Source organism: Paraglaciecola arctica BSs20135 (assembly GCF_000314995.1).
GTDB lineage: Bacteria > Pseudomonadota > Gammaproteobacteria > Enterobacterales > Alteromonadaceae > Paraglaciecola > Paraglaciecola arctica.
Genome location: NZ_BAEO01000072.1, coordinates 50,821 through 67,946, shown reverse-complemented (window position 1 = coordinate 67,946; position 17,126 = coordinate 50,821). Strand labels below are relative to the sequence as shown.

8 protein-coding genes are annotated in these 17,126 nt (G+C 38.5%); 5 read left to right on the top strand and 3 right to left on the bottom strand.

All coding sequences use genetic code 11. The features are described 5' to 3' along the window. Positions 1-20 precede the first annotated feature (20 nt). The 3 genes from GARC_RS25650 to amaB are packed head-to-tail and all read left to right on the top strand — an operon-like array spanning position 21 to position 7,208. Positions 21-3,221 (top strand): glycoside hydrolase family 2 TIM barrel-domain containing protein, encoded by a 3,201-nt coding sequence (locus GARC_RS25650; protein WP_007626005.1) that lies wholly within the window; start codon positions 21-23, stop codon positions 3,219-3,221. A gap of 57 nt (positions 3,222-3,278) precedes the next feature. After that, positions 3,279-5,624: an aminotransferase class III-fold pyridoxal phosphate-dependent enzyme gene (locus GARC_RS25645; protein ID WP_007626004.1), complete on the top strand. Its 2,346-nt coding sequence runs from the start codon at positions 3,279-3,281 to the stop codon at positions 5,622-5,624. A 51-nt stretch (positions 5,625-5,675) separates the two neighbouring features. Then, positions 5,676-7,208 carry an L-piperidine-6-carboxylate dehydrogenase gene (gene amaB / locus GARC_RS25640; RefSeq protein WP_007626003.1) on the top strand — a complete coding sequence of 511 codons (1,533 nt, stop codon included), beginning with the start codon at positions 5,676-5,678 and terminating at the stop codon, positions 7,206-7,208. 314 nt (positions 7,209-7,522) lie between these two features. On the opposite strand, the gene nhaC is transcribed toward amaB, so the two are convergent. The 3 genes from nhaC to GARC_RS25625 form a co-directional block, all read right to left on the bottom strand. Beyond that, a complete protein-coding gene (gene nhaC / locus GARC_RS25635; protein WP_007626002.1) occupies positions 7,523-9,031 on the bottom strand; it encodes a Na+/H+ antiporter NhaC in 1,509 nt (502 codons plus the stop codon). An 80-nt stretch (positions 9,032-9,111) separates the two neighbouring features. Further along, complete coding sequence (locus GARC_RS25630) at positions 9,112-10,272, bottom strand: saccharopine dehydrogenase family protein (RefSeq protein ID WP_007626001.1); 1,161 nt, start codon at positions 10,270-10,272, stop codon at positions 9,112-9,114. A 2-nt stretch (positions 10,273-10,274) separates the two neighbouring features. Beyond that, the gene (locus GARC_RS25625) at positions 10,275-11,342 is read right to left on the bottom strand and encodes a saccharopine dehydrogenase (RefSeq protein ID WP_007626000.1); all 1,068 of its coding nucleotides are present in this window, start codon (positions 11,340-11,342) and stop codon (positions 10,275-10,277) included. A 322-nt stretch (positions 11,343-11,664) separates the two neighbouring features. On the opposite strand from GARC_RS25625, the gene ygjK reads away from it, so the two are divergent. After that, positions 11,665-14,178 (top strand): alpha-glucosidase, encoded by a 2,514-nt coding sequence (ygjK, locus tag GARC_RS25620; RefSeq protein WP_007625999.1) that lies wholly within the window; start codon positions 11,665-11,667, stop codon positions 14,176-14,178. Between the two features lie 68 nt (positions 14,179-14,246). Continuing rightward, the gene (locus GARC_RS25615; protein ID WP_007625998.1) at positions 14,247-17,027 is read left to right on the top strand and encodes an alpha-galactosidase; all 2,781 of its coding nucleotides are present in this window, start codon (positions 14,247-14,249) and stop codon (positions 17,025-17,027) included. The last annotated feature ends 99 nt before the right edge of the window (positions 17,028-17,126 follow it).

The window sequence follows — 17,126 nt, the reverse complement described above, 5'->3', positions numbered from 1 at the left end:
TATTTTGCTTAAGATTTATAATGAAATCAATACGACTAACCATCATTATTTTGACGCTAGTATTTATTCAGCTAGGCGTTAATGCCCAAGAACGGGAGCCATGGGAAGATCATCAGGTGTTTGGGATAAACAAAGAAGCGCCTCATGCGACACTTTTTCCTTTTAAAACCCCACAAGCGGCGTTACAAAACAAAAAAGAACTAAGTAGTAATTTCCTCTTACTCAATGGTGTATGGAAATTTAATTGGCAAAAATCCCCTATAAATAAACCTAAGGGCTTTGAACTGACGGGGTTTGACGATAGTGAATGGTCTAGAATTCCTGTACCTGGGAATTGGGAAGTTGAAGGTTTTGGGTTTCCCATATATTTAGATGAGCGTTTTCCTTTTACCACCACATGGCCTGATGCGCCAAAAGACTATAACCCCATAGGTTCATATCGTAAGCCTTTTAACTTACCTAAATCATGGGAAAACAACCAAGTGTTCTTACATATTGGTGCAGCTAAATCATCGTTAGATGTGTGGTTAAATGGAGAAAAGGTGGGGTTTAGCCAAGGCTCCAAAACACCTGCAGAGTTTGATTTAACCCCTTACTTAAAATCCGATAACAATTTGTTGGCCTTGCAAATTCGTCGCTGGACAGACGCCAGTTATTTAGAAAGCCAAGATATGTTGCGTATTTCGGGGATTGAACGGGATGTGTATTTATATGCCACTCCAAAACAACATGTCTTTGATTTTCACGCTAAACCTACGCTAAATAAAAACTACCGCGAAGGCACACTGGCTGTCGACGTTACCTTAAAAAATTATGGGAAAACAAAAACTAGCCAATCGGTTGAGCTGCAATTATTAGATCCCCGTGCAGATATGCAAGTTGTCTTTAAGCAACAACAAAAAGTAAAAATGGCGGCTACTGAAACAACAAAACTATCGTTGAAAGGTAAGGTAAACGCTCCAGCACTGTGGTCTGCAGAAACACCTAATTTATATACGCTATTGATTAACCTAAAAGATGAGAACGGAAATATTATTGAGTCAATCCAAGATGAGATTGGTTTTAGACATATAGCCGTGGTTAATAGTCAACTCACCGTTAATGGAAAAGCGATCACAATACGTGGTGTAGACCGCCATGAAACAGATCCACAAAATGGCCATGTAGTGACCAAAGCGTCAATGGAACAAGATATTAAGTTGATGAAGCAATTTAATATTAATGCTGTTCGTTCAAGCCATTACCCAAATGACCCTTATTGGTATGAGCTTACGGATAAATATGGCTTATATGTAATAGATGAAGCCAATATTGAATCCCATCCATTGGCCATCAATGAGAAAACCCAGATAGGTAATGAACTTTCTTGGTTACCTGCTCACTTAGATCGCACTCAGCGTATGTTTGAGCGCGACAAAAATCATCCTTCTATCATTATTTGGTCATTAGGAAATGAAGCGGGTGAAGGTAAAGTTTTTGAAGCAACCTATCAATGGCTTAAAGATAATGACAGTAGTCGTTTAGTACAATATGAGCCTGCCGGAGAAGAACATTATACTGACGTATTTGCGCCTATGTATCCTTCTATTGAAAGGTTGGAAAAATACGCTAAGTCGAACCCAACTCGCCCAGGTATAATGATTGAATACGCTCATGCGATGGGGAACTCTGTGGGTAATTTACAAGATTACTGGCAAGTCATCGAAAAATACGACGTTCTTCAAGGTGGCTTTATTTGGGATTGGGTTGATCAATCACTTGAATATACCAACGAAGACGGCGTTAAATATTGGGCCTACGGTAAGGATTTTCATCCTGATTTGCCTAGTGACGGAAATTTCTTAAATAATGGCTTAATGGATCCTAATCGTCAGCCACATCCACATGCTTATGAAGTAAAAAAAGTGTATCAAGCTATTCGTTTTAGCGAGAAAAACCTGAATAAACAAGAATATATAGTCGAAAATAGATACGATTTTATTGATATTGCGCAATATGATTTGTATTGGAAAGTTAAGGCCGATGGTGAGTTATTCGCACAAGGACAACAAGCATTGCCGGCAACAAAGCCAAGTCAAAAATCAACAATTAAGTTGTCCCTCCCTCAGCTACCCAAAAGTGATGATAAAGAATATTTTATCACCTTAAGTGCTGTATTACGTGAGCCTCAGGGGTTGTTAAGTGCGGGACATGAACTAGCTTATGAGCAGTTTAAGTTGCCCATTAAACAGCGACATAAACAAGCTGTAGTAAATGCAGCGCTGATAGATATTAAACAAGATAATCAACATACTTTAATATTTGATAATGGTGATACCCAAATAACCTTTAATAAAAATAGCGGATGGCTCACTGGTTACAGCCATTTAAATACTGCATTAATCAAAACACCATTAGTGGCTAACTTTTGGCGAGCGCCAACGGATAATGATCTTGGTAACGGTATGCAAAAATGGGCGGCGATGTGGCAAACCGCCAGTGATAACTTAATACTAGAAACATTTAAAACAAAAAAAGTGGCTACGGGTTATAAGGTTGTCGCGCTCTATAAAAATAGTGCTTTCAAAGGTCATTATCAGGTTGAATATGATATTAATAATGATGGCCAAATACATGTTGAAAGTCATTTAGATATAGCCAAGGGGCAAGAGTTACCTAACATTCCACGTTTGGGTATGCAGTTAACTATGCCTGGTGAATTCCAAAAATTGTCATGGTTCGGTCGTGGCCCTTATGAAACTTATGCTGATAGAAAAACATCCGCAAAAATATCTTTATATCGATCCTTGGTCAAAGACCAAATTCACCATTATTCTCGTCCGCAAGAAAATGCTAATAAAACCGATGTCCGTTGGATTGCGTTAAAAAATGATGATGGCTTAGGATTGCTAGCGGTAGGTGATGAAGCCCTTAGTACTAGTGTTTGGCCTTATAAACAAAGTGATATCGACTTTATTGCGGGTAAAGATGGTTCAGAATCAGCTTCAGGTTTAGTTCCAGTTACCACCAAACACGGTGCTGAAACTCCCATAAGAGATTTAGTCACGGTAAACATCGATCATAAACAAATGGGTGTGGGTGGAGATACCTCTTGGGGGCGCTTAGTGCACCAACAATACACAATCCCGGCTAAAAGTTATCAATATGGATTCACCATGGTGCCTTTTAGCCAATCAACAACTAATACAGCGGCACTCGCTCGTACTGTGAACCTAAAATAATCAAAGTAATGTAAAGGCAGCTTAATCCAATGTTAATTAAGCTGCTATGAGGCAGATATGACAACAGCAAAAACGCCAGAATTTTCAAATGCCCAAGTTATTGAGCTACTACTGCAACAGTATAAATTATCAGGACAGTTGAAAAAGTTGCCAGGTTATTGCGATCAAAATTTGTTGCTAAACACCGATGACGGCAAACAGTATATTGTTAAAATAGCCAATGCGGTTGAGCCAAAACTTGAGCTTGAAATGCAAAACGCAGCCATGGCACATTTAACTCACAAACAATGTGCTGTGCCCTGTGCTGTAAATAATATTCAGGGTGATAATATTTCAATCATCACTGATGTTAGTAAACAAAGCTTTTGTTTACGTGTATTAACTTTTATCCCCGGAAAATTTTATGCTGATGCTAACAGCAATACTCATAGTAGGGCGCTTTGGACTGATTTAGGGCAGTTTATCGGTAATATCGATTTGGCTTTGGCAGATTTCCAACACCCAGGTGCGTTTCGTTATTTAGATTGGGATTTAGCCCAAGGTTATCGTGTTTGTATGAGTAAAAAACATTTACTCAACCCCCAACAAGTTAACTTAGTAGACAAGTTTCTGTCGCTTTACCAAACACAAACCATGCCGGTGTTGTCTCAATTACCTCAGGGTGTTATCCATAATGACGCCAATGATTACAATTTGCTTATCGATGATATAAATACCCCAAATAAGATATCAGGACTGATCGATTTTGGTGACATGGTTCACAGTCATATCGTGAATGAATTAGCCATTGCTTGTGCTTATGCCTTAATGGGCGAAAAAAGCGTACATGAAGATATACTTAGCGCTTTAACTTCGATTGTTGCGGGATATCATAAAATTCGTCCTTTATTGGATGTCGAGCTAGAAGTGTTGTATTCGCTGATCGCCCTTCGCTTGTGTACCACAGTGTGCAACGCAGCATTAGCCATACAACAACAACCTGACAATGAATATTTATTAGTTTCGGTACAGCCCGCGTGGCAGTTGCTTGAGCAGTTAAGTGCAGTTAATTCTTATGCAGTATTATGCCAGTTACGCTTGGCTTGCCAGTTGCCAGTTGATAGCGGTCAATCCGCTGCTGAGATTATTAATTATCGTAAAAAGCATTTAGGTAAAACACTCAGTTTAAGTTACCAGCAGCCTTTAAAAATGGTGCGAGGGCAGGGCGCTTATTTGTTTAATGAGCAAGGTGTGCCTTATCTAGATATGGTTAATAATGTTTGTCATGTCGGACATTGCCACCCTAAAGTTGTAGCTGCTGGTCAGGCTCAATTGGCCAAATTAAACACCAATACCCGTTATTTACATGACAACATCGTTAATTATGCAGATAAATTATTGGCTACTATGCCGGATAAACTGTCGGTATGTATGTTGGTTAATTCAGGTAGTGAAGCAAATGAATTGGCTTTTCGTTTAGCCCGATGTTTTACCAAGTCCAGAGAGTTACTGGTAGTTGACGGCGCGTATCATGGCAATACTAATGCTTGTATTGAAGCCAGCCCGTATAAATTTGATGGACCTGGCGGCGAAGGTGCTCCCGCATACGTGCACAAAGTGACTCTACCGGATCCTTATCGCGGAGAGTTTTTAGGCAACAATTCAGACGCTGCAACGGCTTATGCTAATAGTGTTAAAGAAACGATTGAGCAGCTTGCACTAAATAACAAAAAGCCAGGTGCGTTTATTTGCGAATCACTGCAAGGTGTTGCCGGGCAAATCATTATGCCTGATGGTTATTTGACACAAGTGTATGCTCATGTCCGCGCAGCTGGTGGGGTCTGTATTGCTGATGAAGTGCAGGTCGGTTTTGGCCGTGTTGGCTCACATATGTGGGCATTTGAAACACAAAATGTTATCCCTGACATTGTTACTTTAGGTAAACCTATTGGCAATGGTCACCCGATGGCTGCGGTTATTACAACCCAAGAAATTGCCGATGCTTTTGTTACCGGTATGGAATATTTTAATACCTTTGGCGGCAACCCGGTTTCTTGTGCCATTGGTATCGCTGTGCTTGACGTTATAGAACAAGAACAGTTACAAAATCATGCATTAACGACAGGGCAATACTTCCAAGATCAATTAAATAAGCTTAAACAACGATTTGAGCTTATTGGTGATGTACGTGGTAAAGGTTTATTTATTGGTGTCGAATTAGTTGAAGATCGTACTACAAAACAGCCCGCAACAGATAAAACCTCTTGGTTGATTGAACACTTCAAACAACATCATATTTTGCTTAGTACAGAAGGCCCATTCTACAATATTCTAAAAATAAAGCCGCCATTGGCATTCAATTCTGGTGACGCGGATAAATTTATTAATGTGCTTGAATTAGGTTTAGCTGTACTGAGTCACTAATCATTATCTTCCGATCCGAAAAGGATTAACCAACATAATAAATAGGACATTATGAACTTTTTGAAAACTTTAGGTATTAATGCCAATAACTATGGCGCGTCAACAGGGCTGAAATGGTTAAGTACCTGCGGCAATGGACAATTTGATATTTCATCTCCTGCTGATGGCAAAGCCATTGCCAGTGTTTATCAATGTTCAAAACAAGACTATGAAGATGTCATTACTACTGCGCAAGATGCATTTAAAGTATGGCGTAAAGTTCCTGCTCCTAATCGCGGTGATATTGTTCGACAAATAGGTAATAAATTACGGGATTATAAACAACCACTTGGCGAATTAGTTTCTTACGAAATGGGAAAGTCGCTGCAAGAAGGTTTAGGTGAAGTGCAAGAGATGATCGATATTTGCGATTTTGCTGTAGGTTTATCTCGTCAACTTGATGGGTCGACATTACATTCTGAGCGCCCTCTGCATCGTATGTATGATCAATATCATCCTCTTGGCATCGTTGGTGTTGTTTCAGCGTTTAACTTTCCCGTTGCCGTTTGGGCATGGAATGCAATGATTTCAGCAATTTGTGGCAATGTTACCGTTTGGAAACCGTCTGAGAAAACCCCACTAACGGCTATTGCTTGTCAAAATATATTAAAAGACGTTTTACAACAAAATGACTTACCGGAAGGCATTTTTTCTATTGTGATCGGTGAAGGCGACGTAATAGGCGAAAGCATGTTGCATGATAAACGTGTTCCTTTAATGTCTGTAACTGGTTCAACTCGCGTTGGTCGCCATGCAGGAGCAAGTGTTGCAGCTAGATTTGGTAAATCTATTTTAGAATTGGGCGGTAATAACGCTGCTATTTTTACGCCTAATGCCAATCTAAAAGTTGCCATCCCTGCAACTGTTTTTGGCGCCGTAGGCACAGCAGGCCAACGTTGCACTTCAACTCGTAGAGTTATTATTCATGAAGATATGTACGAACAAGTTAAAGAAGTACTGGTAAAAGCTTACAGCGGTTTAAAAATTGGCAACCCTATGGACGAAAACAACCATGTAGGCCCATTGATTGATAAACAAGCCGTGAAAATGTTTACTGAAGCATTAACTAAAGCTCAAGCTCAAGGTGGAAAGTTGCTTTGTGGTGGAGAAGTGTTATCAGGTGAAGGTTATGAGTCCGGTTGTTACGTTCAGCCAGCAATAGTTGAAGCTGAAAATCATTTTGATATGGTGCAACATGAAACATTTGCCCCGATCCTTTATTTAATGAAGTATTCCGGTGAAGTAGAAGATGCTATCGCAATTCAAAATGATGTAGTGCAAGGCTTATCGTCCACCATTTTTACTGACCATTTGCGTGAAGCTGAGATCTTCTTGTCTCATTGGGGTTCTGATTGTGGTATTGCCAATATCAATATTGGTACTTCTGGTGCTGAAATTGGTGGTGCTTTTGGTGGTGAAAAAGAAACCGGTGGAGGTCGTGAGTCAGGCTCTGACGCATGGAAAGCTTATATGCGTCGCCAAACCAACACCATCAACTATTCTACTGAACTACCCTTAGCACAAGGTATTAAGTTCGACATCTAAGCTACTAAATTTTCATTGAAATACCATGCTCTAAACAAGCCGTTTAGACTATGGTATTTTTGTATGAGCAGTGTGTCAGACAAACTTGCAGTCTTGGCCTTGTTTAGTATCTAAAAATTCAGCTTAGGATGGCCATATTATTGGCATGATAAGCGCCATCAGATTAAAGAATTATCGCTATTCAATTGTTATCTTTGTTCCTCATGAAGCTATCAGAATGAAGAACAAATATAATGCCGCTTATCATGTGTTGAAGTTAACGAATAAAACTAAGCTTTATCGTTATTCAAAAGATTCAGTACAAGGTAGATTAATTATACAACTTCTGTTTCTAAGCTATTGATGCTTTTTTTACTAACTTCGATTGTCGTTGCCTCTTTTGCAGGCACTACCAGTGCCTTTACTTTGAAACCTATCAACGCACAGGCAATACCTATGATGGGAGACAGCCAATTAAAGAAACAATACATGGCATATTCAAGAGGGTTAATCAGTAATACTGACTGCATATAAGCGGCACACGTATTCCATGGAATAAGTGGAGAGGTTACTGTTCCACCATCTTCCAAAGCTCTGGACAAGTTTTCAGGGGCTAGGCCCCGTCGTCTATATTCTTCTTTAAACATTCTACCAGGCATAACTATGGCGATGTATTGGTCTGCTGCGATGCAATTAGTGCCAAAGGCAGTGACTATAGTGGTTGAAATTAATGCACCAGTACTTTTCGTAACACTCATTAGGCTTTTTACAATACGCTCAAGTAACCCTATTTTTTCCATGATTGAGCCAAATGTCATCGCCGATATAATAAGCCAAATTGTATTTAACATTGAGCCCATACCACCACCACTTAATAATTTATCAATCACCTCATTACCTGTATTTAATGTTACGCCGGCATACATTGCTTGCCACACAACTTTAATATTGGTTTCTATTAGTGATAAACCATCGTGTGCATAAGACAAAATTAAATCTTGTTGAAACAGAACTGCCCATATAGCCCCCATAATTGCACCAAGACCAATGGCTGGGAAGGCTGGGATTTTTCTTACCGCAAGGGTCAAGGTGAAAACAAGAGGCAGTAATAAATACCAAGCAATAAAAAATTCATTTTCTAAACTAACAAGTAATTGTTCAATTTGTTTTGAAGAGGCATGTTCACCACTATTGAGCCCTAAAAAGAAAAATATCACTAAGGTAATAACAAAGCTTGGAATAGTACTCCACAGCATGTTTTTGATATGCACAAATAAATCGGTGCCAGCAATGGCAGGGGCAAGATTGGTTGTATCTGATAAAGGCGAGAGTTTATCACCGAAGTAGGCACCACTGATAATAGCGCCTGCAGTGATGGGACCCGATGCACCTATACCTGTAGCGACCCCCATCAATGCAACACCTATGGTCGCTGCGACTGTCCAGCTACTGCCAATGCACAGAGCCACTAATGCACAAATTATGCTACAGCTAATGTAGAAGTACTGTGGCTCCAATATTTGTAAGCCAAAATAGATCATGCTTGGTACTGTTCCTGCTAAAAGCCAAGTGCCAATAAGTGACCCTACAGCGAGCAAAATTAATATGGCTCCTAGGGTTAAACTAATACCTTTTACAATTCCTTCTTCTATCTCTTTACGTTTGTAGCCATTTTTTAGACCGACCAGCGTTGCGATGCCAGCACATAATAGTAATGCAATTTGGTTGGGGCCGGAGGATGAGTCATCACCAAAAAAATAAACCGCTAAAAAAAGCAAGATAAGTAACACCGAAATAGGTATAAGAGCATCAAATAAAGTCGGTTTTTTTGGATGAGCTAACATAAAGTTTCTGCCGTTTTTGTAGCGTTATAAACGAAAATGGCTATTAAATTAAAATTTAATAGCCATGGGAGTTACTTATTTTACAAATGGTTATGTGATCCAATCGACTCACCAAGAGAAGTCAATGTACTGAGCCATTGACTAATTTGCTCAGGCTTATCAGGTGCCGCACTCACTCCCGTGGGTATTTTACCTTCGAACACAGTTTCAATCGCTAGACTTACAGTTAAAGAAACCAGTCGCGCCATAGCTTGTCCGTCTTCGTTACCTTGGCTATCTAGATGATAACTTTTATGCCAAACAACTTTACCCGCTTGTTGAACTTCTAATTCAACACACATAACCACTCTATCAGCTTCACCTTGCTGATAACTGTATTTATCTTCAAGCTCTTTACTAATGGCTTGTAAACGTTGTTCACCATTTACACTATCCAAATTTTCTATTTCATCGAACAAAGGGCGCCACGCTGATGACCAGCCATTTAATCGTAATGTACCACGAACGAACTGCTGTACATCCCAATTATCTTGAAAGTGATATTGTTTCAGAAACGGTAAAGAATCTCTATTAGGGTAAGCTTGGAAGGTTTCGTAACCATGGGATAATAATGCTTTATATTGAGATAACGCATACCAAGGTGCCGTAGAATTTTGTACTTCACCGTTTTCTCGCCATTTAGCCGGTGATTTTAATGCCTTTAACACGCCTAATGGCGACCAACTAAACTTATATTTAAATTCGTTGGCTACTTTAGGGAAGCCGCCGCAATATGAACGAAAGTAATGTTGGTTGTCAGGGGAGAACTGAGCGCTTTTTTTGTAATCATCCACTAGTAAATGCGCTAATAAGTGATCTATGCCTGGATCTAATCCCACTTCGTTAACAAAACATAGGCCAGCGTCTTGCGCCTGCGAATGTAAAGCTTGCATCTGTTCAGATATATAGCTGCTTGAAACAAAGTGGGCTTTATGTTTTAAGCAAAATTCAGCCACTTCAATATGCAAAGTGGCTGGTAACATAGAAACAAGTAAGTCTCCAGGTTTTACAGTTGAAGCAAGTGCTTGCCAGTCTAATTGGCGAACATCAATTTCTATTTCGTTATTTGTTAGTGCACTTTTTGCTTTATCGAGACTACGATTCCAAACAATAATCGCGGATGATTTTTTCGCCAATGCAATGATACCTGGTGCTGAAGACAGTCCCGCACCTAACCAATGTATAGTATGAGTTGTAGTCAAAATTAAAGCTCCCTTATTTTTTGTTCAAACAAGGCGAGTGCGTTTGGCCACACTCCTTGTTGCGTATCGCGTAATGTTAATAAATGTGTTAATAGTTGCTGGCCATAATCCTCACTACTTTCTTTAGGAAGTAATGAGGGAAGATGATCAATAGCAATTAAATCGAGTACCTTATCTTGGTTAAGACGTAAGCAAGGAGATTTAAAGGTTGTACACTGATGATATATTGGCAATGGATTGTAGCTACCGTAAGGATCACAGCTAACATCAACAATCACTGACAATTTACGTGATGATTTATTTAACAAATCAGTGGTGATAAAAGGTGGTAAATCTTGGTTAACCAGAACACAATTGACAAAAATATCTTGTTCAATAATTTCTTTAAATGGACCTCCTGCTTGTGTTTCAGCCATATCCCACTCAAGTACTTCTAAAGCGAGTTCTTTGGCTAAATCTGCGGCACCAGAGCCACTTCTTCCTTTTGCTCCCATCACTAATACTTTAGGTTTTATCAAGCAACTACTGAGGGCTTCTTGCAACGCTAGAATTAAGGCTTTTTTATTTTGATAAGAATTCAAATTTTCTAATGGGGGAGCTATATCTTTTTGCTGATTTACCCATGCCAAAACGGCAAGCGCTGCCCCAGAAAAACCAGCCCAATAGCCAAAGGCTGCTACCCTTCTATTATTTTCATCTAATAAAAACTCTAAATCATAGAGTTTCCCAGCGCCCTTTTTAAAGCGTGTAAGCAATGTTTGCCATCCAGCTTGTTCTTTATAGGCATGGGCAAAATAGATGTGCCGGTGAATTAATGGAAAGTCATCTTCTGGTAACTCTTTTAATCCTAAAATAAACGCTTCTTTGGGAGCATTTATCCAACTCCCCTTTGGCACTATTTCTAACGGTAGATTTTCATATAAAGATTGTTGAAAAATATTTTGAGAAGATGATTCAATGGATACTTTACATCCCGCATTTATCAATTGTTCAGCACATCTTGGTGATAATGCTGTTCTTTGTTCATGTGGTTTAGTTTCAGCTCTGAGCCAAATATGTGTCTCTTGCATAATACGATTCAATTGAACTATTTATGTAGTACTAAACGTTCAGATTCGCTCCCTGTTTTAATAAAAAACGAGCAACTTCATTTGCTCAAAAATGTAAGACAATTCCATTATCTACTGCTGGTAGAAAAATCTGTAAGTAGCAATTTTTGCTATTACACGACAATCTTCAACCATGGTAAGGTGTGAAAAATCATATTGCAATATTTATCATACAAATAATATTAGTGGTAATGGCAGGGGAATAAACATTATACTATTTGAATAATGCAATTCTGGTTCGCTAGCGCGGTTTACTTAACCTAATCATAAAGTTAAATATTAAATGATGACAAAATTAAAAATTGGATCACCTCAATTAGTTACTTTATTACTATTGTTTTTTTCTATCGTTTCAGGCGCAGTAACATCTACAGGCGCCTTCGTGGAAAATAATAATGGCACTGCAAACATTCACTTATCCACCTTTATAAAAAACGCAATTGATCGCACAGGAACGCCAAAACAACATAAAGATTACGATCAATATAAAAATCAGAAGTTTAATCCGTTTTTTGATTTTGGCGCATGGCATGGTTTTTTGCTGCCAGAGAATAAAAATCACTATGGGGCCTTTACAGGTCCAATGATCATTGCCCAAGAATATGGATTATATATTGCGGAGAGTTTAGAAAAACTTAGCATTATTGATGTTAATACCAATAAAAAACTTCGTTTTGAAGACGCTATAGTTAACAACTATTCTCAACCAGGTGCTCTGATACAACAATATACTTTTAAACATATATCGCTGACTATTACCTTGCGCTTTGTGAGTAACAGAACGGCACTTATTGAAACAAAAATAGATAACACTTCCGGCGAAGAACAAATATTTAAGCTAGTTTGGCAAGGTGAATTGCTCTCCCAATGGGACGATAAAAAAACCGTTGAACAAGCTTTACCTAAATGGGGCCGGGCAATTACTAATGATGCTAATAGTATATTTTATCATTTTGATGAAGTTCGCTCTCAATGGGATATATTAACCAGTAAAACCTCTAGCTATCAAATATCTCGTTCATTACCAACAACAACAAAGGTTAACCAAATTGGGCTGAATTACCAAAGCGCAGCTCATGTGAAATTGTCCGCACAAAAATCAACAAAAATTTATACAACGCAAAGCTATTTTCACAATAATCAGGAGGCTCAGAAAGAGCAGGGACTAATATCTTCGACGCTATTATCTCCAGAAAAATATCTAAACGCCTCTATTGAACGATGGGAGCAATACTTTGCAAAAGGTTTGCATGATGGCATTGGTCAAAGAACAGAAAAGGAACAACTGGTTGCTACAAAAGCAATAGAAACTTTAATTGGAAATTGGCGAAGTGCCGCTGGAAGCATACTTCATGATGGTGTGTCTCCTTCAGTAACCGCTAGATGGTTTAATGGTTTTTGGGCCTGGGACAGTTGGAAACATGCCTATGCCATGGCACATTTTGCTCCTGATATTGCTAAAGCCAATGTCCGCGCTATGTTTGATTACCAAATAAAACCTGATGATAAAGTAAGATCCATCGATGAAGGTATGATTATTGATGCTATTTTTTATAATAAAGATCAAACACGCGGAGGTGATGGTGGTAATTGGAACGAAAGAAATACTAAGCCACCCCTTGCTAGTTGGGCAGTATGGGAAATATACAAAGAAACCAAGGATTTAAGTTTCATCCAAGAGATGTTTCCAAAATTAGAAAAGTATCATCAGTGGTGGTATCGCAATAGAGACCACAACAATAATGGTTTAATTGAATATGGCGCGACTAAACACCGTTTTCATAATGATAAAAACGGTAATATCAGTTTTAGCGTGCAGTACAACAGCTTGCCTAATAAAAAGGAAGTTGATCTAGCTCAATGCCAAAAAGCGCCAGACAATTGGTATCAGTGTGCAGATATGGCCCTATATCATAAAATTATTACTGAGGGGCATTACGATAATATTGATATAGGTGCTCAACATGGTACCGCATGGGAATCGGGTATGGATAATGCCGCTCGGTTTGGTTTTATTAGTTCAGAACAACTGATTGAATATGCCCAACAACACTATCAAGGTAATGTTGAGCAAGCTCGCCAAGATTGGCAAGTTTTATTCTATGAAAATAGAACCAAAAACGGCACTTTATTAGGCTTTTCAATCAATCAAGAGTCGGTTGAATTAAATACCTATTTAGCCCATGAAAAAACACTATTGGCGAAAATGGCGAATTTACTTAAACATCCAAAACAAGCCGAAAAATATCAACAATCCGCCATACAGTTATCAGCACGTATTAATCAATGCTTTTTTGATAATGATTCTGGCTTTTATTATGACCGTTCCTTTTTAGCATCAGATACAAGTAACATAGATGGCTGTGTTGGTAAGTTATTAACAAAACGAGGTAAAGGTCCCGAGGGTTGGAGTCCGTTATGGGCTAATATCGCTGACAAAGAAAAAGCAGCTAAAGTTAAAAACGTTATGTTAGATCCATTGGAATTTAATACTAAAGTTCCACTAGCAACCGCTGCAAAAACTAACCCTGCATATGATCCTGATATATATTGGCGGGGACGTGTTTGGTTAGATCAAGTCTACTTTGGTTTAATTGCTTTAGATAACTACGGCTACCAAAATGAAGCAAAACAATTAGCTGAAAAATTATTTGATAATGCACAGGGCTTAAGTGGGAATAGCGCAATTAGAGAAAATTACAATCCTGAAACGGGTGATGTTCAGGGAGCTAGCAACTTTAGTTGGAGTGCCGCACATCTGCTTATGCTGTATCAGGAATTTTTATCGAATAAATAGACGTTGTATTTTAACTAATGTCAAATAATAATATAAATACTACAATGGTATGGCGTTGAATTTATATTATGAAAAAACATTTTTTTCTATTACTCACTTTTTTTATTCCACAAATAATAAACGTTAGTTGGGCATTACCATCAGTTACTGAGCAAGTTATTCAGATTAAAAATGAAAATATAACCTACTCCATAACTATTGCTGATGGCCAACTACTGACAGAAGCGCTAGCAATAAACAACAATATCCCACCCCCTGTTGTTACTAACGCCGATTTTGCACTTGAAATTGTTTGGGCAGATTGGTTACCACCGGGCAAAAGCAACCACGGTGATAACCCTGCTAATTTATCTAAGAAAGACTTTGAATTTGTTAACCATTCCATCAATAAAACCCTTGATGGAGGGGAAAGATTAGAGCTTAATTTCGCAGGAATAAACCAACACTTAACATTACAGTTAAGCTATCAAATATTGCCTAATACCTATTATCTAAAACGCAGTATTTTGATTAAAGATCCTATTTATCACAAACATTTATTACACCTAATTAAGCCATTAGATGCCAATCTGATCTCCCACAATACAAGTACTACTGACATCGTTAATCAAGGCGGATTTGGCCAGCCTGTAGGGGTTGCATTCAGTCAAAATGGTTTGTTTTTTGGCTTAGAGTATCCAGCAGGCACAAATACTATTGTTGCAGATAAAAGTGGCGATTTTCGGATGTCTAGTAAACGCTTTGTTGGTCAAAAACTATCGGCTAAAGGTTATCAAAGTAACCCTGTGGTGATCGGGTTAACACCTGACAAACTTGTTAAACACGGCTTTATGGGATATCTGAATGACATAAAATCACAACCGCTTAAGCCGTACACCTTGTATAACAGTTGGTATGATTTACGTGGCAGAGGATACACAGTGGGCCAATATGTTGAGTCATTAGCTGATATCGATTATATGAGTGAAAGTAACGTTAATAGACTTTACGATCTCATCAAGAAAAAATTTATCGACCCCTATGGATTGCCTTTAGATGCTTTTGTTCTTGATGATGGTTGGGATATTTATGGCAGCGACTGGAAAATACGTCCTGATGACTTCCCCGACGGCGTTTCCAACCTAGTAACTAATTTAAATAGGAACCAAACGGATTTGGGCATGTGGTTTGGGCCTACTGGTGGTTATTCCGATCGTATGCAGCGCATAAATTGGTATCGAGATAATGGTTTTGAAGTAACAGGTGAAGAAAAAAAATGGGGGGGAGCGCAACTTTGTTTAGCGGGACAACGATATCGTCATGCCTTTGAGAGTCGTAATATTGAATTTACCCAACAGGGTGTGAATTATTATAAGTGGGACGGTATTCAATTTTCGTGTAATGAAACTGACCATGGCCATCCAATAGGTTTATATTCACAAACAGCAGTGCTTGATACCGTAATTGATGTTATCGATAAGGTCACTGAGATTAATCCAAATGTATATCACAGTATTACTTCTGGAACTTGGCTAAGTCCATGGTGGTTAATGCATGCTAATCAAATATGGATGCAAGGCGAAGATTATGGTTATGCGAGTGTGCCATCCATAAACCGACGAGATGCCTCAATTACCTATCGAGACAGTGTTCTGTATGATGATCTCAAGCATAAAAACTTATGGTTTCCAGTTAGTAACATGATGACTCATGGAATAATTAAAGGGAAACTCGAAAATTTACATGTTAATGAACCACTAGATAAATTTACCGATAATGCCATGTTGTATTTTGCTCGCGGCGTTTCAATGTATGAGTTGTATACCAGTCCAGATATAATGAGTGATGACGAATGGCGTGTTCTTGCCCAATCAATGCTTTGGGCCAAACAAAATTTTACCTTATTAATGAATACAGAAATGGTAGGGGGCGATCCAGCTCAAGGCCAGGCATATGCATACGTTCATTTTGACAAAAATAAAGGTATTATTGCAGTTCGTAACCCCGCACATTACCCACAAAAAATCAGCATAAACTTATCTCCAGCAATGGGCATGTCTAAACATTCAGATCAGTTATTACTAGAAAAAACCTATCCTTACCAGTATCTATCAAAAGACAGCTACCAAGATGGTGATACTATTACCTTAGATTTAGACGGTTATGAAACCAGCATCTATGAAATTTATGCTGCTAAAGATAGTCAGCAACCATTGTTAGCTGGTGTACCGTTTTATTCAACACAGGGCAGTAACGGGGACTGGAATATTCATTATTTTGCATCTCAATTAAAACCAGAATTATTAAATATTGAGCAAATACATGCAGTTTCACAAAATGGGCAAGCACTGGACTTAAATAACATACCCGCAGTAAAAAATAAGCAATCTGACAAACTTAAATATCGTATTTTACAACAATCTGCTTCGCAGTTAATTATTGAATTAGATGCCGGTCAATCAACTGAGTCGGTTGAAATTGGCCTGTTGTTAACCAATAAAGATTTAGTTGCAAGCACCTTACCTTTACCTAAAGTCGAACTTGATAAAAAAGCCCTTACAATGGCATTTGAAGGCACTAAGGTTGATAAGGACTTCATTGAGCCAAAACAGCAATCAGGGTGGTATTCAAGCCATTTACCCTCTGGATCACGATCAAATAAGCTAATTGTGACCTTACCAAAAGACTGGCAAGGCAACCTTGAGTTGTGGGCCTTCACCGAAGTGGTTAAGCCTTATGGATCAATAAAAATAAACATGAAAAAACCATCAAATATTAAACGACAACTACCGCCATCAGTAATAGGCAAGGGCAGCTTCAAAGAAAGTTACAAAATGGCTGATTTGAAATTTACTGGCGTTAGCCAATGATCAGCAGGGTTTCTTAATATAAAAGTATCTTATTTTGCGTTAGAAAGTTGATAGGCAAATTGACACTATCCTTATAAAGTAATATAAATGATATAAATA